The organism is Rhodanobacter sp. OK091 (assembly GCF_900142825.1).
GTDB lineage: Bacteria > Pseudomonadota > Gammaproteobacteria > Xanthomonadales > Rhodanobacteraceae > Rhodanobacter.
The window spans coordinates 1526921-1543804 of record NZ_FRCH01000001.1 but is presented as its reverse complement, the minus strand read 5'-3'; the positions used below and the strand labels follow the sequence as shown (position 1 = coordinate 1543804).

The window sequence follows — 16884 nt, the reverse complement described above, 5'->3', positions numbered from 1 at the left end:
CGGCCGATCCAGCCGACGGCGGTAGGCGCATCGGTGCGGGTTTGCGATGATGGGCGCTGTTGCACAACGACAGCCCCATGAACAACCTGATCTCCGCACCCGCTCGCCTTGCACGACGCATGCTGCCGTTCCGGCGCCAGCCGAAGGCATCCCCGCTGGATACGCTGTCGTTCCTCGCGGTGCCGGCCAGCGCCATCGAAGTGCTGCCCGATCCGGCCGCGTTCCGGCGCGAACTGCTGCAACTCATCGCGCAGGCGACCCGCCGCATCGTGATCGTGACGTTGTATCTGCAGGATGATGATGGTGGCCGCGAGGTGCTCGATGCGCTCTACGCGGCGAAGGCACGGCAGCCGTCGCTGCAGGTTTCGGTGTTCGTCGACTGGCACCGCGCGCAGCGCGGCCTGATCGGCAAGCAGAAGAGCGAAGGCAATGCGGGCATGTACCGCGAGTACGCCGCGCGGCTGGGGCCCGGCGTCGACATCTACGGCGTGCCGGTGCAGAACCGCGAACTGTTCGGTGTGCTGCACCTGAAGGGTTTCGTGATCGACGATGCCGTGCTCTACAGCGGTGCCAGCCTCAACGATGTCTATCTGGCGCGGCATGGACGCTATCGGCTCGATCGCTACCACTTGCTGCGGCATCGTGGCCTGGCCGATGCGATGGCTGCGTTCGTGCAGCGCCATTTCATCGGCAGCGGGGCGGTACCCCGGTTGAACGCGGCAGAGGTACCCACGACGCGGATGTTGCAACCGGCGATCCGCGAATTTCGCCAGGGCTTGCAAGGCGCCGGCTACGACATTCCGCCAGGCGAGACACTCGGGCCATGCGACGTGGCGGTGACGCCGCTGCTGGGCTTCGGCCGCAGCGACAATTCGCTCAACGATGCCTTGCTGGCATTGCTGCGGGGCACGCGCGAGCGGGTGATCCTGCTGACGCCGTATTTCAACTTGCCGCGGCCCGTGCGTATCGTGCTCGGCCAGCTGTTGCGTCGTGGCTGCGAGATCAGCCTGATGATCGGCGACAAGACCGCCAACGATTTCTACATCCCGCCGGGGCAGCCGTTCAAGACGATCGGTCTGCTGCCGTATCTGTACGAAAACAACTTGCGCCGTTTCGCACGTGATCATCGCCGTCAGATCGACAGCGGTCAGTTGAACATCCACCTGTGGCGTGATGGCGACAACAGCTATCACCTGAAAGGCCTGTTCATCGACGACGACGTGGCAGTGTTGACCGGCAACAATCTCAATCCGCGCGCATGGGCGCTGGATCTGGAAAATGGCCTGGTGCTGCAAGACCCCGGTCGCCTGCTGCATGCGAAACACCAGGCCGAATGGGTGGCCTTGAAACGGCACGCCACGCGGCTGGCCGACTATCACGCGCTGGAAAGTCCCCGGCATTATCCGGCGGTGGTGCGCAAGCAGCTGAAGCGGCTCAATCGCACCCGGCTCGACCGTCTGGTCAATCGGCTGCTGTGAGCACCTGCGCATTGCCCAGGCGTTGCAGCCGCAGACCCAGCCAGCGCTGTACGTCCGGCCATTCGTCGGCAAGAATGCTGTAGCAGACCGTGTCGCGCAGGCTGCCATCGGGGCGACGCTTGTGTGCGCGCAGCACGCCTTCACGTCGCGCGCCGAGACGTTCGATCGCGCGCTGCGAATCGAGGTTGCGATGGTCGGTGTGGAACTCCACCGCCACGCAGCTCAGCACTTCGAACGCGTGCTGCAGCAGCAGTCGCTTGCAGGCGGTGTTGAGATGGCTTTTCTGCCAGCGCTTCGCGTACCAGGTGTAGCCGATCGCCAGACGGGGCAAGTCGGGCACGTAGTCGTAGTAGCGGGTGGTGCCGACGATCTCGCCGCTGGATGTTTCGCGCACGGCGAACGGCAGCATCAAGCCATCGGCCAGACCCTGCAGCGCTTTTTCCACATAGCCGCGCGCCTGGCCCGGCGCCGGTGCGCTGGTGAACCACAGATTCCACAATTCGCCGTCGGCGGCGGCCGCTTCCAGCGCCGGCGCATGGTCGAGGCTCAGCGGTTCCAGCACGACGTATTCATCGCGCAGGCGGGTCGGTACGAGGTGGCTCATCGGTGGTCCGGTGTGAAAGGCTAAGCGTCGAGGTCGGGGATCAGCTTGCTCTCGAGGCGGGCGATGTTGTCTTTCAGCAGCAGCTTGCGTTTCTTCAAGCGGGTCAGCTGCAGTTCGTCGCGGCCGATCGCGGTGGCCAGCTGATCGATCGCTGCATCGAGGTCGCGATGCTCCATCCTCAGCTCGGCGAGCAGATGGACGATTTCAGCGTGATCCTGAACCTGCATGGCGATAGCGGCGGTTTTGGGGGCGGTTCCCCTAGTTTAACGCCGTTTGGCCGCTCGGAGCGGGGCGAGGAGCCGGCTACAATAGAGGTTCTTTAACCGTCCGATTGGCCGCCATGTCCGCCCAGCCCGAATTCGTCCGCACGCCAGCCGCGGAGGCCGACAAATTGGCCCGGCGTCTGCGTCGCCAGGTCGGTCAGGCGATTGGCGACTTCGGCATGATCGAGGACGGCGACACCGTGATGGTGTGCCTGTCCGGCGGCAAGGACTCCTACACCTTGCTGGACCTGCTATTGCAGCTGCAGGCGAAGGCGCCGGTGCGCTTCAGGCTGATCGCGGTAAATCTGGACCAGAAGCAGCCGGATTTCCCCGAACATGTACTGCCGGACTATCTGGTCGCGCGCGGCGTGCCGTTCCATATCATCGAGCAGGACACCTACAGCACGGTGACGCGGGTGATTCCCGCCGGCAAGACCATGTGCAGCCTGTGCTCGCGGCTGCGGCGGGGCGCGCTGTACAGCTGGGCGGCGGCCAACGGCATCACCAAGATCGCGCTGGGCCACCACCGCGACGATATTCTCGCCACGTTCTTTCTCAACATGTTCTACCAGGCACAGCTGAAGGCGATGCCGCCGAAACTGCGCTCGGACGATGGGCGCCATGTGGTGATCCGGCCGCTGGCATATTGCCGCGAAAGCGACATTGCCGAGTACGCCGCGCAGCAGCGTTTCCCGATCATTCCATGCAACCTTTGCGGTTCGCAGGACAACCTGCAGCGCAAGGCGGTGCAGCGCATGCTGGCCGAGTGGGAGCAACTGCAGCCCGGGCGCGGCGAGAACATTTTCCGCGCACTCGGCCATGTGTCACCCTCGCAGCTGGCCGATCGCACGTTGTTCGATTTCAGCCTGGGTGTGCCGCCGGCTGGACCGTCTGCATGGACAGCTGACGCAACGGATGAGACCGTTGCCATGCAAGCTTGAACGCCTCGCCTACCCTTAGACACCACCTGCCGAGTAATCACTGTGTCCTTCTTTGCATCCGTTGAAATGGCCCCCGGCGATCCGATCCTGGGCCTGACCGAGACCTATCTGGCCGACCAGCGCCCGGGCAAGATCAATCTGGGTGTAGGCATCTACATCGACGATCAGGGCCGTATCCCGCTGCTGCCGACGGTGCGCGAAGTGGAGCAGGCGCTGGTCGTAGCGGGCAAGCCGCGTGGCTACCTGCCGATCGATGGTCTGGCGACGTACAACCAGCTTACCCAGCAACTGCTGTTCGGCGCCGAATCGTCGCTGCTGGCGGCCGGTCGGGTAGCCACCGCACAGACCATCGGCGGCAGCGCGGCGCTGCGGGTGGCGGCCGATCTGTTGAAGCAGGTGGCCGGCGCGGGCGCGAAGATCGCGATCAGCAATCCGAGCTGGGGCAACCATCATGTGGTGTTCCGCACGGCCGGTTTCGAGCTGCTCGATTACTGCTATTACGATTCGTCCAGCCATGGCCTGGATTTCACCGGCATGCTGGAGGACCTGGGCAGGTTGGAGCCGGGTACGGTGGTGTTGCTGCATGCGTGCTGCCACAACCCGACCGGCGTCGATCTGGATGCCGCCCAATGGCAGCAGGTGATTGCGCTGCTGCAGGAACGCCGGCTGCTGCCGTTTGTCGATATGGCCTACCAGGGGTTTGACCAGGGCATCGAACAGGACGCCACCGCGGTGCGCCTGCTGGAGGCGTCGGGGATCGAGGCGTTCGTGGTCGCCAACTCGTACTCCAAGTCGTTCTCGCTGTACGGCGAGCGGGTCGGCGCACTGTCCATGGTCGGTGCCGATCGCGATGAGGCGGCGCGGCTGCTGTCGAAGATCAAGCAGACCATCCGCGCGAACTATTCCAGCCCGTCCACGCATGGCGCCAGTCTGGTCGCCGGCGTGCTCGGCAGCGCCGAGCTGCGGGCGCGCTGGGAACACGAGCTGGGCGAGATGCGCTCACGCATCCACGCGATGCGTGCCGGTCTCGTCGACAAGCTGGCCGCGCTCGGTGCGCCGGATTTCAGCTTCATCAACCGGCAGGCCGGCATGTTTTCCTATTCCGGGCTGAGCAAGGCGCAGGTTCATCGGCTGCGTGACGAGTACGCGATCTATGCGCTCGACAGCGGCCGCATCTGCGTGGCGGCACTCAATCGCAGCAACCTCGACACCGTGGCCGCGGCAGTGACTGCGGTCAGTCGCTGACATCGTTTGCCCCGACTCCACACCCGTTCGTCCCCGGATCAAGTCCGGGGCAGGCTCTGAGCGTAGCGCAGCGAAGTCGAAGGACTCCGCATCGCGCGCTTCGACTTCGACCCGCTGGGCCTACGCTCGGGATGAACGGAAAGATCATAAAACCCCGCCTTCGGGCCGCACCCTTATCCGGACTTTGAATGTTTTTTCGCAATCTCACGCTGTTCCGCTTTTCTCCCGCCGTTGCCCAAGACCTGAACCGCCTCGACGAAGTGCTGGCCGAGCATCGGCTGCGCCCTTGCGGGCCGCTGGAAATGTTCACCAAGGGCTTCGTGCCGCCGGTCGGGCGTGGCGAGGGCGAGCCGCTCACGCATACCGTGAAGCAATGCACCCTGCTCACTGTCGGCGGCGAGGACAAGCTGCTGCCGGCCGCGGTGATCAATGACGAACTGCACCGCAAGGTGCAGAAGATCGCCGAGGAAGAAGGCCGCAAGGTCGGCGGCCGCGAACGCAAGCGCATCAAAGAGGATCTGCTGACTGAGCTGCTGCCGCGAGCCTTCGTGCGCAACTCGCGGATGTCCGCCTATGTCGACAAGAAAAACGGCTGGCTGGTGCTGGACACCTCCAGCCGCAAGTCGGCCGAGAACGCGCTGACCCAGATCCGCGAGGCGCTGGGCAGCTTTCCGGCAGTGCCGCTGGCGCCGGAGGAGGGCCCGCGCGTGCTGATGACCGACTGGCTGGCCAACGGCAACCTGCCGGGCGGGCTGACCCTCGGCGACGAGTGCGAACTGCGCGATCCGGCCACCGCCACCGGCGCGATCGCCCGCTGCCGACGGCAGGATCTGGACGCCGAGGAGGTCAAGGAGCATCTGCGCAACGGCAAGCAGGTCTTCATGCTGGGCCTGACCTTCGACGACCGCATCAGCTTCGTACTGGGCGAGGACCTGATCGTCCGCAAGCTGAAGTTCCTGGACGTGGTGATGGACGAGCTGGGCGATAGCCAGCAGGACGCCCAGGCCGAGCTGGATGCCAGTTTTGCCTTGCTGACGCTGGAACTGGAGCGGTTGCTGGGCAAGCTGGAGGAATGGTTTGGCCTGCCGCGGCCTACGGAAAGCTGAACAAAAAATCCATACCGCGAAGTCGGCCGGGGCGGCATACTGGGTGTCCGGTTGCAGGCACGCAAACCGGTCCCCTTACTCAACCAAAATACTCAACCAAGACAGGCCGGGGTACAAACGGGCAGGCTCATGGCGCAGCATCTGGAAGGCGACTGGCTGGAACTGGCGACGGTTGGCGGCAGCATCATTCGGGTGCTGAAGTCGGCCCATCCGCGCGCGCGCCGGCTGCGCCTCACCATCACCACCAAGGGCGCGCGGGTCACCTATCCGAACGGCACCCACCCGGCCCAGGTCAGCGCATTCCTGCGTAGCCATGCCGATTGGCTGGAGCAGAAGCTCGACGAGCTGAACCTGATCGTGAAGCCGCTGCCGCCGCTGCGCGTGGGCTATCCGTGCAACTTCCCGCTGCGCGGCGAATTGGCGGAACTGGACTGGGCCGAAGGCGCTTATCCGAAGATCGAGCCGCACGCGACCGGGCTGACCCTGGTGATCCCGCGTCCGCATACGCGCGCGTTGCCGATCGCCCGCGGCCTGCTCGCGTCGCATCTGGAAGCGCTGATCCGCCGCGATGTTTCGCGCTGGCTGGCTAGCTACGTACCGCAGCTCGGGCTGGCGCCAACGTCGCTGCGGATCCGTCCGATGAAAAGCCTGTGGGGCAGCCTCGACACCCGCGATCGCATCAATCTCGATCTGGCGCTGGCGCTGGCGCCACCGGTGGCGTTGCGCTACGTGCTGGTGCACGAGCTGTGTCACCTCAAGGTGCGCAACCATTCGCCGCGGTTCTGGACGCAGGTCGAAAACCTGTTTCCGGACTGGCGTGAGCAGCGCGACTGGCTGCGCCAGCACGGCGCGATCCTCAAATCGGAACTCGACCGGCTGATCGACGACGTCGCCGATTGATCGTTTCGTTGCCGCTCGCTGACCGGGTGATCATTCGCAGCGGATCAAGGCTCCGGCCCCTGGCAGGTTGTTGAAGAACAACCTGCTAAAACTCATTCAGAACTTGCGGGCCTGCCGCACGTAGCGCGTACCCAGCAGCACGTCCCACAGCGGTGTGGTGAGGCCGAAATTGCTGTCCGGATGGTAATGGTGGATGTGGTGGGCGCCAGCCCAGCGGCGCAGCCACGGATGCTTGAAGCGGACGTGATGGATGGTGAAGTGGCTCAGTCCGTAAGTGATGTAGCCGAAAGTGATCGCACCGGCCATCAGCAGGGCGAAACCGGTGGGCATGATCAGCGTGAACAAGCCGGCCAGGGTAAGCAGTACCACCGCGGGCAGGAAGAACGGCAGCGAGTCGTAGCCCAGTGGCTGCTCATGATGCGTGCGGTGACCTTGCTCGAAAAGCGGGACCCGCGTGTGGAACATCCAGCGGTGAAAGAAATACTCGATGAAGCTGAAGGCGAACAGGCCCAGCCCGATGGCCAGTAGCGCGATCAACGGGCTGCCGGCATGCAGTCGCCAGCCTTCGACGACCAGCAGCGCGCCCAGCGTGGTATCCACGCCGAGTTCAGCCCAGTAGTTGGTGCGGGTGCTCGACATCCGCACGATCGCATCCACACCTGAGCGCAAGAAGTTTTGCTTCATCGATCGCTGCATCGTTCCGTTTTCATGCAAGGCAGCAGGTCTTACTGCGGGTCATGACGCCATTCTCCCATGTTGTCATGCGCAATTCACAATGATGTGCCTGGGGTGGCTGACTCGCAGATGACCGGGTCGACCTGGCGGGCCGACCGCGGTGCCGAGCGCGATCGCGATTCAGTGCGACAGCGCGAAGCCGCTGAGGATCTGTGCGGCCTGTTCAGGCTTTTCCAGCATGGGCATGTGATTGCAGCCGTTGATGGTGCTGGCGCTGATCGCGCTGGCGGCGGTAAGGCCGTTGCGCAGACTGTCCAGTGCGGAGATGTCGACGATCCTGTCCTCATGGCACCAGAGGCCCAGCACCGGCATGGTCAGCTGGCCGAGCCGGTTCTGCACGGCAAGATATTGCGACGGCTGGCGCAGCTCCCTGAGGCCGCGCTCGATGAAGGCATGGTCCTGCTGGTTGCGCTTGACCAGCACATCGATGAAGCGGCCGGGAACGGCCGGCGGCTTTTTGAAGGCCCATGCAGTGGCGCGTTCGAAGCCGGCGCGGTCGTCGTACACGAACGGATTCTTGCCGGCCTGCACCTCGCGATCCAATACGCTCGGTGTGGATTTCAGGCCGAACGCATCGATCAGCGCCAGTTCGGCGACTTGCTCGGGATGCTCGCTGGCATACACGCCCGCAATGGCGCCGCCCATGGAATGGCCGACCAGCACGAAGCGCTGCAGGCGCAAGGTCTGCACGAATTCGTCGAGGCGTGCCGCCTGGGTGTCGATGTTGTAGCTGGCGTCCGCCACGCGCGAGGATTCGCCCCAGCCGGGCAGGTCGGGAACGATCAGATGGAAGTGCGGCGTAAGCAGCTTGGCCATTTCCAGCCAGACGTTCTTGTCGGCGGCAAAACCGTGCAGCAACACGATGGTCGGGCCGTCGCCACCTTCGTAGTAGCTCCAGCGCGTATCGCCGGCCTGCACCGAATGCTTGTCCAGATGCGCCGCCATCGCCTCGCGCGTGAAGTTCGCCTGCATCAGCCACTGCGGCGCAAACAGGTAGCTGCCGCCCAGCACGACGACCAGCAAGCCGACCAGCCACCCCAGGAATTTCAGCCGGCGGAACAGCATGCGTTTCCAGAGTGGGGTGGCGGTGGTGTTTGTTGATGGCGGCATGATGGTTTCGGCGTGATGGTTTGGAGGGCCGTGAGAGATATCGCTCCCTTCCTCTGCAAGGCAGGGAAGGGAGCGATATGGTTACTTCGTTTTTTTCGCCTTCGCGATGAGATCTTCCACCACCTGCTGGGTCAGCGGGTGGTAGCCGGTCTTGGCTTTGGCGTAGACCTGTTCGGCATAAGCCAGGCCATCCGGCGTCCGGGCAAAGGCCTTGTACAGCGGCACGGTCAGATACAGCCGGCCGATCCGGGTCATGTGTTCGGCGGCGGCGGTCCAAACCGCCTTGTCGCCGCCGCCGATCGCGTGGCTGTACCAGCGCATGCCGATCTCCGCGTTCGGCGTACCGGTGAGGTGCCAGGCGGCGTCGAGCTGCTGCAGCTTGTCCAGCGGCGCGACATCCGGCAGACGGTCGAGGAAATACATCCACTCCTGCGTGTTCCAGCCTTTCGCGTCGAGCTTGTCGGCGGCCAGCGTGCCGGCGAGGAATGCGGTGCGTTCCTGGTCGATGGTGTTGAAGCGCGGCGAGTCGGGCAGCGGTGCATCCTTCGGGATGCCGGTGTCGTAAACCCAGGCCTTCACTTCATCCCAGCTCATCTTGCCGGGATATTTTTCGATCAGGTTCGGCTTCATGTAGTCGAGCATCTGCTCGGTGGTGATGCTGTGCCAGGCGAAGTGATTGAAATAGCCTTTGAGGTAGTCGTCGAACGGGCCGCGGCCGAAGCGCTGCTCCAGCGTGCGCAGGAACCACGAACCCTTGTCGTAGGCGACGTCGGACAAGGAGTCATCGGCGCCCACGCCGCGCGGATCGGGCGCCAGCTTCTGCGAGTTGGCCGGCATCGCGCCGATGCTCTTCTGCAGCGCGCGCGCCGACAGCAGCGCTTCCTCGTCGGCCAGCGGCTTGCCGTACACCGCCTCGGTGATGCGGCCCTGCACGTAGGTGGTGAAGCCTTCGTTGAGCCAGATGTCGCGCCAGGCGGCACTGGTCACCAGATTGCCCGACCAAGAATGCGCCAGCTCGTGCGAGACCAGCGAGACCAGGCTCTTGTCGCCGACCAGCACCGTCGGCGTGGCGAACGTCATGTTCGGATTTTCCATGCCGCCATACGGGAACGACGGCGGCAGCACCAGGATGTCGTAGCGGCCCCACGCGTAGGGGCCGTACAGCTGCTCGGTGGTGGCGATCAGCTTTTCGGTGTCCTCGAATTCATGCGCCGCCTTGTCGACGATCGAGGGCTCCGCATAGACGGCCGAACGCGGCCCGGTTTCCTTCACCGCGATGTCACCCGCGCCGATCGCCAGCAGGTAGGACGGGATCGGATGGGGCTGATCGAAGCTGAAATCGCCGTCCAGCGGATGCTTCGCGTCGTTGATCGCGCTCATCACCACACGCACGTCCTTCGGTGCGCTGACGTGGGCGTCATAAGTGAAGCGGATCGCCGGCGAATCCTGCAGCGGCACCCATGAACGCGCATGGATCGACTCGGATTGCGAGAACATGAACGGCAGTTTCTTGTACGCCGTCTGCGCCGGGGTAAGCCATTGCAGGCCGGATGCCTCGGGCGAGGTGGTGTAGACGATGCGCACTTGCGCCGGATGCTGCGGTGTGGCGATCGTCAGTTTGCTGCCGAGCTGCTTGTCGCGCGGCGCCAAGGCATATTTCAGCGCCGTGGTCTTGCCGTCGCTGCCGACTGCCTCGATCTTCGCGATCTTCAGGTCACGCGTGTCCAGCACCAGCGACTGGGCCTTGGGATTCTTCCAGTCCAGCTTCAGCGTGGCCTGGCCATCGAGCCGTCGCTGCGGAAAATCGATCTTCAGATCGAGATCCAGATGGGTCACGCGCACCTGGTCGGGTTGAGCGTAGGAATTCGGATCGTTGGCGTAGGCGGCCAGCGGCAATATGAGCGTGCCGAAGGCGAGGGCGGGGAGCAGGCGCATGGAGAACTCTCGGGCCGGAAAACGCCGAGTATGCCATTGCCCCCGCTCCAGCCACCCGTGGCGAAAGCTGGGTTAGGGCAACTCCCTGCTCGAGTGCGGATCGATCGCATACGGATGCATCTCGGCGAGAAAGCCCGGCTGCGCCTCGACTCGCGCGATCCACGCACGGAAGTGGGGATACGCCTCCAGCGAAAGCCCGGCTTCCTCCGCGCGGCTGGCATAGGCGAAGATCGCCATGTCGGCGATGCTGTAGTGGTCGCCGGCGATGAATGGCCGCGTCGACAGTTCGCTTTCCAGGATGTCCAGCGATCGCGTTGCGGCGCTGTGCTTGGCCTCGATCATTTCCGCCGAGCGATGCGCCAGCTTCCCGGTCATCGTCCAATGGCGCAGCGAACCGATCACCGACTCCACCCGCTCCTGCTCGAAATGCAGCCACTGCTGCACCTTGGCGCGCTCGAACGGATCGCCAGGCAGATACGGCGTGCCGTCGGCGAGATATGCAAGGATCGCATTCGACTCGGCCAGCACGCGGCCGTCGTCGAGCTGGATCGCCGGCACCGTGCCGGTCGGATTGAGGCGCCGGAATTCCGCGCTCCGACCCTCGCCTTCGAAGATGCTGATCGGCACCGTGCGATAGGGACGGCCAAGATGATTCAGCAGCAGACGCACTTTCCACGCGTTCTGCGAGGGCAGGTAGTCGAATAACGTCAACATGGCCGCATTCCTGTGGGAGTCGGTGCACAGTGTGGAAAACACTGCCGCCCCGAACCATCCGTTTCTTGCGCCGGTTCATGGTCGCCGGTGAAGGCTTGTCGGTCCGCACCGAGGCAATGGAGTTCCGATGCGGAGATGGAGCGTGCGCTCCACTGCACCGTCACGCGAGATTCGCCATGGTGGGTTGCCATGCCGCGAACCGAACCTGATTGATGCGCATACCGTCTGCACCCATGCGTCGACTGCTGTGGCTGTTGGGTGTGCTGTATGTGCTCTACCTGATGGGCGGCAATGTATTCCTCAATAGCCCGCTCGCCCGGACCGAGGTCAATCGCAAGCCGCAGATTTTTCACGCGCAATGGGCCTGGGCGTGGACGTTGTGGCCAGGACAGATTCATGCGCATGGGCTGCAACTGCACGGCCAGGCGCGCCAATTGCTGTGGAGCGCGCGGGGCGATGCGGCGAGCGGCCACATCATGTTGTGGCCGCTGCTTCGGCACGAACTGCGTTTCGGCCTGGTCCGCACCGCGGCGGTAAGCCTCGACATCCGGCCGACCGGCATCGATCTCAAGCCGCCGCCATGGCGAAGCGATGCCTGGCGTATCACGGTCGATCGCGTCAGCACGGCGTCGCTGCGGCAGGTGCGCCTGGGTGATCTGGTCGCCGATGGCGAAGGCGAGGCCGAGCTTGGCTTCACCCACCAATTGCGCGGCGGTTCGACTGCCATTTCTCCTTCACATGTCTTGATGCCGAAGGCGCGCCTGCACTATCGTCAGATGGAGCTGTTGCACGACGCGAAACTCGACGTCCATTTCTCGTTCGATCCTTTCACCCATGAGGAGCTGCCGGGTTGGCAAAAACTCGAGCGGGCGAAGATACGCGTTGCTGCGGAAGGCACCACGCCGGCGATCGCGCTGGGTGCCGACAAGGCCGGCGCGCTGGCGGTCCGGCTTTCACCGCAGGGCGGCCATCTCAACGCGGACTTCCTGCTGGATCACGGCACGTTGGCACCGGGCGGTCATTTGCAATGGAACGCACCGGTGGCGATTACCGACGCCGACGGAACCCAGCAGCAACGTCATGGTCAGCTCGATCTCGCCGTGCAAGCGGATGCCGTGATGATCGATGCGCGGATTCCGCCACCCCCAGGCACCGGCAACACAACCACGCCGAACCAGGTGGACGCGCATCTGCAGTTCGCCAGCCGGCAGCTGTTGCCGCAGCCTTCGTCTGGCGAGGCGTTGCGATTGCTGTCCGGCATGCTGGAGGGCCGCTGGCATTTCGCCTCGATGCGCTGGCTGACGCCGCTGACTCATTCCAGGCCCTGGCTGCAAATGAATGGCACGGGCGATATCGTGGGTGCCTTGCGCATCGAGGCTGGACGACTGTTGCCGGGCAGCCATGTCGAGGTGCCGCAGGCAGTGCTGGTGGCGGACCTGCTCGACAACGTGTTCACCGGCAGCGCGCGCGCACAGGCGCGGGTAGTAGCCGGCGAGGATGGTGCACGCACGACGGTGGACATGATCGCGGATCGCTTCACGCTGGCGCCGCGCAATGCGCCTGGGCAGGCCTATCTGCGCGGGCGAGCGTTGCAGGTGACGTTGCAGTCATCCGCCGATCTGGCAAGCCTCGGCCACAATTTCATTGCCCGCCTGCATTTCGCCGATGCCGATGTTCCCGACTTGCGAGCCTACAACCGCTACCTGCCTGGCAAGAGTCTTTATTTCCTGCAGGGCAACGGACGGATGAGCACCGAGTTCACCCTGGATGGCAACGGCGACGTGAGCGCGGGACGCATGCAAATGAGCAGTGCTGCTGTCCGCCTGGCGCTGGGTGTATCGCGCCTCGCCGGCCAGCTCAAAATGGATACGCGGCTGCATCACGCCACCCGCGACGGCCATAGCTTCGATCTCGATGGCTTCACGCTGGCCCTTGATGGCGTGCGCGTAGAAGGTTCCGCGGCACCGCCGTGGTGGGCCAGGATCGCCTTGCAACGTGGCCGTCTGGATTGGGATCGCCCCATGCGCGTACGCGGCAGCGCCACGCTGGTGATGAAGGACGTCAGCCTGCTGCTGTCGCTGTTCGCCGATCGCAGCGCGTTTCCCACATGGATCACCGGCATGATCAACGACGGCCAGGCCACCGCGCATGCCCAGATCGAGGCGCAGCGTGGCGACTTCATCCTCGATCATCTGGTGGCGCACAACGAGCGCATCGACCTGTTGGCGCATCTGCATGTAAGTGAGGGCAAACCGAGCGGCGACCTCTATGCGCGCTGGGGCATGCTCGGCTTGGGCGTGGCACTCGCCGACGGCAAGCGCCGCTTCCATCTGCTGCAGGCCCGGCGCTGGTATCAGTCGCAGCCGGATCTGATTCCGGCAGAAGCCACCTTGACGCCTTGAGCGAGGCGGCGAGCCCGTCTAAGCGTAGCGATCGGCCAATCGGTCCGTTGCCTGCACCAGCTCGTCGACGATCGCCGGGTCGGCCGCGCTGTGGCCGGCCAGCACGATGTGCAGATCCGCCTCCGGCCATGCCTGGCTCAGGTCCCAGGCGCTCTTCACCGGACAGATGATGTCGTAGCGGCCATGCACGATCGTCGCCGGGACGTGCCGGATGCGGTCGATGTCGCGCAGCAGCTGGTCCGGTTCGAGAAAGATCGCGTGACGGAAATAATGGGCCTCCATGATGGCCAGGCTCACGGCCTTGTGCGGATCGGCGAAATCGCCGGCGCCGTCGGGATCGTGCAGCAACGTGGTGCTGCCGCCCTCCCACGCGCTCCATGCCTGTGCCGCGGCGAGACGCATGGCTTCGTCGTTGCCGGTAAGGCGACGCCAATAGGCGTCCAGCATCGAGTCGCGCTCCTGCTCGGGAATGAAGTCGCGGAAGCGTGCCCAGCGCTCGGGAAAGATCTGCGAGGCACCGCCATCGACTTCGTTGAACCAACGCAGCTCCTGCGGCCGGCCGAGAAAGATGCCGCGCAAAACCAGGCCGAGCACGCGTTCTGGATGGGTCTGCGCATAGGCCAGTGCCAAGGTCGAACCCCATGAACCGCCGAACACCACCCAGCGTTCGATGCCGAGCTGCTCGCGGATCGCCTCGATGTCGGCCACCAGATGCCAGGTCGTGTTGTCGTTGAGTTCGGCGAATGGCGTGGATTTGCCGGCACCGCGCTGATCGAACAGCACGATGCGGTAGCGCGCCGGATCGAAGAAACGGCGATGGTAGGTCGCCAACCCGGCGCCCGGTCCACCGTGCAGAAAGATCACCGGCAGGCCATTCGGGTTGCCGCATTCCTCCACGTGCAACTTGTGGACAGGATCGACCGCGAGACGGTGGGTCTGGTACGGCTCGATTTCGGGATACATCTCGCGCATGGCAGCGATCTCTATGATGCGAAAGGGTCAGCTCTCCTGCGGGCGAAGGAAGTCCCTTCGGGCAGCAAGAGAGGGAACGGTAATCAACCGAACTGCAGCGCCGCGGTGAGGTCGCCGGGCGGCGGCCCGCCGGCAGCGATCATGGCGGCATCGCGCAGTTTCAATCCAGGCAGCTGCTTCAGGCCGAAGCGGCGGGTGATGAAGCGCAGGATGGAGCCGGTGTCGTAGATGGTGTGGTCGACGAAACCTTTCTTCGCGAACGGCGACACGATCAGCGCGGGAATACGCGACCCCGGCCCCCAGCGATCGCCCTTGGGCGGTGCCACGTGGTCCCACCAGCCACCGTTCTCGTCCACCGTGATCACCACCAGCATGTGCGGCCACTGCGGACTCTTCTGCAACGCCTCCACCACCTGCACCAGATGCTGGTCGCCGGCGGCCACGCTGGCATAGCCGGCGTGCATGTTGAGATCGCCCTGCGGCTTGTAGAACGACACCAGAGGCAGCGTGCCGGCTTCGATCGCGGCGATGAAGTGGTTGCTGTCGGCGCTGCTGCCGACGCCGGCATCGCGCAGATGCTGCTGCCGTGCCGGTGTGCCGGGTGCGAACTGGCGGAAGTAATTGAACGGCTGATGATGGATCTGGAAATTCGGCACCTCCGGAAACGCGTGGTGGTCGCCGTCGCCATGGCCGTCCAGCGCCAGCTGCCAGCCACCGGCATACCAGGCCCAGTCGATATTCGCCTCCGACAGCACGTCGCCGATGGTGAGATGAGTCTGCGCCGGCAACGTGCTGGGGCTATCTGCGTCGGCCAGCTGCGGTTGCTGCTCGTCATGACTGAAGGCCGGCGCGTACGCCGGGCCGATGGTGTTGACCGCCCAGAAGTCCGGCGTGAGCAGATCGGGTGCGGCGAATCTCGATCGGCCTTGCATCGCGCTGGGCGGCGAGTCGTCGGCCAGCTTCGGACGAATGCCGGTGGGGTCGTCGCCCTCGACCACCGCGATCTGGAATTTCGCCGGGCTCTGGTCCGCTTGCGGATAGAACGGTGGTTGCGCCGCGGCCAGGTATTGATGGTTGAGGAACGAACCGCCGAAGGCGCCCATGAAAAAGTTGTCGCACAAGGTGAACCGCTGTGCGATTCGCCACAGCTGCAGGTTCGCGGCGCCGTCGGCATAGTGGCCCATCACCATCGCGCCGGTGTTGCCCCAGGCGACGAAGCCATCGTTCTTGCCGCCGTTGATCTGCAGCTGGTTCTCGTAGAAGCGGTGCACCAGGTCGCGCGTGATCACGTCGTGCGGCAGCGGTGCGCCGTCGGGAGTGTGTAAGGCGAACGGCTGGTTCGGCAGGCCGGTGATGGCATGTTCGTCGATCTGATAGCGGCGGTTGTCGATAGTCTGGGCACGCGGCACCAGACCGCCCCAGATCGGCGGCAAAGTGGTGAGCAGGCTGCCGTCGCGGTCGCGCTGGCGGTATTCGGGCGCGTCGAGTTGCTTCAGCGGTTGCGCCAGTCCGGGGAAGTGCGCGAACAAGTTGTTGAAGCTGCGGTTCTCCGCATACACCACCACCACCTGCTGGATGTGCTGGCGCAGCAGGGCGTCGAGCGCGGCGGCGGGCAGTTCCTGCGTGCCGGCCGAGGCGGGGCGACTGCCATCGGCCAGGCTGCAGCCGCCCAGAGTCAACGCGGCGCCGGCGATGGCGATGCCGCCGAGCAGGCGGCGGCGTTCGGGATTGAGAGGCGCCTCGTCGGCCGGTGTGTCGGTGGGTTTGTCGGTCATCGGATCGGTCGGTGGAGGGTGGGGTTCGGGTTGCCGTCTGGCAGCGATGAGGCTGCTTCATCGCTATTCAGGACGCCAGCTTCGAGGAGATCATATGTCCGAATGCAAGTCGCACCCGATCGAGATGATGGGCGGCGACAAACGTATGTCATCGAGATGGCGCTCAATCGCGCGACATGGCGAGTGCTGCGTTCCACATTGCGCGGGTCAGCGGGCGATGTTCATGCGGTGTCTGCAACACGATCAAGGTCGTGGTGCTGTTGCTGGCGCCGGTTTTCAGCAACCGGTCGAGCACGGATTCCAGATGGCTGATCGACATCGCCACCACGTGCAGCAGCGCCGAATCCTCGCCGGCCAGGCGGCGGCATTCGAGCACCTCGGGAATGTCTTCCACCAACGTGCCGATGCGCGCGCAAGTAACGCCGTCGCAACGCAGCCGTATCATCGCGCTGATGGAGTAGCCAAGACGCTTCGGGTTGACCGTGGCGCGGTAGCCGCTGATCACGCCGGCTTCCTCCATCCGCTTGACCCGCTCGGCCACCGAGGGTGCGGACAGCCGCACCTTGCGGCCCAGCTCGGCGTAGCCCAGGCGGGCGTCCAGTTGCAGCGCTTCCAGCAGCTGCCAGTCCTTGCCGTCCAATTCCGGCTTCGTTTCCATGGCTTCGATTCCAAGGCAGGATCAGGGTTTGTTTGTTTCGATCGTT

The 16884-nt window shown here is 64.5% G+C and carries 15 protein-coding genes; 6 read left to right on the top strand and 9 right to left on the bottom strand.

Going from position 1 to position 16884, the window contains the following annotated elements:
- Nucleotides 1-77 precede the first annotated feature (77 nt).
- A complete protein-coding gene (gene pssA / locus BUA26_RS07115; RefSeq protein WP_072759082.1) occupies nt 78-1478 on the top strand; it encodes a CDP-diacylglycerol--serine O-phosphatidyltransferase in 1401 nt (466 codons plus the stop codon).
- Here pssA and BUA26_RS07110 read toward each other — a convergent pair.
- Both BUA26_RS07110 and BUA26_RS07105 read right to left on the bottom strand, forming a co-directional pair.
- Nucleotides 1462-2082: a GNAT family N-acetyltransferase gene (locus BUA26_RS07110; RefSeq protein ID WP_072759081.1), complete on the bottom strand. Its 621-nt coding sequence runs from the start codon at nt 2080-2082 to the stop codon at nt 1462-1464. The genes pssA and BUA26_RS07110 overlap by 17 nt on opposite strands.
- A 20-nt stretch (nt 2083-2102) precedes the next feature.
- Complete coding sequence (locus tag BUA26_RS07105) at nt 2103-2309, bottom strand: YdcH family protein (protein WP_072759078.1); 207 nt, start codon at nt 2307-2309, stop codon at nt 2103-2105.
- Nucleotides 2310-2422: 113 nt separating this feature from the next.
- On the opposite strand from BUA26_RS07105, the gene ttcA reads away from it, so the two are divergent.
- The 4 genes from ttcA to BUA26_RS07085 all read left to right on the top strand — a co-directional run bounded on the left by ttcA (nt 2423) and on the right by BUA26_RS07085 (nt 6537).
- Nucleotides 2423-3286 carry a tRNA 2-thiocytidine(32) synthetase TtcA gene (ttcA, locus tag BUA26_RS07100; RefSeq protein ID WP_072759076.1) on the top strand — a complete coding sequence of 288 codons (864 nt, stop codon included), beginning with the start codon at nt 2423-2425 and terminating at the stop codon, nt 3284-3286.
- Nucleotides 3287-3328: 42 nt separating this feature from the next.
- Nucleotides 3329-4531, top strand: a complete 1203-nt coding sequence (locus BUA26_RS07095; protein WP_072759074.1) for an amino acid aminotransferase — start codon at nt 3329-3331, stop codon at nt 4529-4531.
- A gap of 188 nt (nt 4532-4719) precedes the next feature.
- Entirely contained in the window at nt 4720-5637 is a 918-nt protein-coding gene (locus BUA26_RS07090) for a recombination-associated protein RdgC (protein ID WP_072759072.1), read from the top strand.
- 129 nt (nt 5638-5766) lie between these two features.
- A complete protein-coding gene (locus tag BUA26_RS07085; protein ID WP_072759070.1) occupies nt 5767-6537 on the top strand; it encodes a M48 family metallopeptidase in 771 nt (256 codons plus the stop codon).
- Nucleotides 6538-6633: 96 nt separating this feature from the next.
- Here the strand turns inward: BUA26_RS07085 and BUA26_RS07080 are convergent, their stop codons facing one another.
- The 4 genes from BUA26_RS07080 to BUA26_RS07065 all read right to left on the bottom strand — a co-directional run bounded on the left by BUA26_RS07080 (nt 6634) and on the right by BUA26_RS07065 (nt 11031).
- Complete coding sequence (locus BUA26_RS07080) at nt 6634-7221, bottom strand: sterol desaturase family protein (protein WP_072759064.1); 588 nt, start codon at nt 7219-7221, stop codon at nt 6634-6636.
- 171 nt (nt 7222-7392) lie between these two features.
- Nucleotides 7393-8337 (bottom strand): alpha/beta fold hydrolase, encoded by a 945-nt coding sequence (locus BUA26_RS07075; RefSeq protein WP_072759061.1) that lies wholly within the window; start codon nt 8335-8337, stop codon nt 7393-7395.
- 126 nt (nt 8338-8463) lie between these two features.
- Nucleotides 8464-10317: a M1 family metallopeptidase gene (locus BUA26_RS07070; RefSeq protein WP_072759059.1), complete on the bottom strand. Its 1854-nt coding sequence runs from the start codon at nt 10315-10317 to the stop codon at nt 8464-8466.
- Nucleotides 10318-10389: 72 nt separating this feature from the next.
- Complete coding sequence (locus BUA26_RS07065; RefSeq protein WP_072759057.1) at nt 10390-11031, bottom strand: glutathione S-transferase family protein; 642 nt, start codon at nt 11029-11031, stop codon at nt 10390-10392.
- 233 nt (nt 11032-11264) lie between these two features.
- On the opposite strand from BUA26_RS07065, the gene BUA26_RS07060 reads away from it, so the two are divergent.
- A complete protein-coding gene (locus tag BUA26_RS07060) occupies nt 11265-13433 on the top strand; it encodes an AsmA family protein (protein ID WP_072759055.1) in 2169 nt (722 codons plus the stop codon).
- A gap of 18 nt (nt 13434-13451) precedes the next feature.
- Here the strand turns inward: BUA26_RS07060 and pip are convergent, their stop codons facing one another.
- The 3 genes from pip to BUA26_RS07045 form a co-directional block, all read right to left on the bottom strand.
- Nucleotides 13452-14405, bottom strand: coding sequence for a prolyl aminopeptidase (pip, locus tag BUA26_RS07055; RefSeq protein WP_072759053.1), 954 nt, complete (start codon nt 14403-14405; stop codon nt 13452-13454).
- 83 nt (nt 14406-14488) lie between these two features.
- The gene (gene acpA, locus BUA26_RS07050; RefSeq protein ID WP_072759051.1) at nt 14489-16180 is read right to left on the bottom strand and encodes an acid phosphatase; all 1692 of its coding nucleotides are present in this window, start codon (nt 16178-16180) and stop codon (nt 14489-14491) included.
- Between the two features lie 163 nt (nt 16181-16343).
- A complete protein-coding gene (locus tag BUA26_RS07045) occupies nt 16344-16838 on the bottom strand; it encodes an Lrp/AsnC family transcriptional regulator (RefSeq protein ID WP_072759049.1) in 495 nt (164 codons plus the stop codon).
- Nucleotides 16839-16884: the final 46 nt, after the last annotated feature.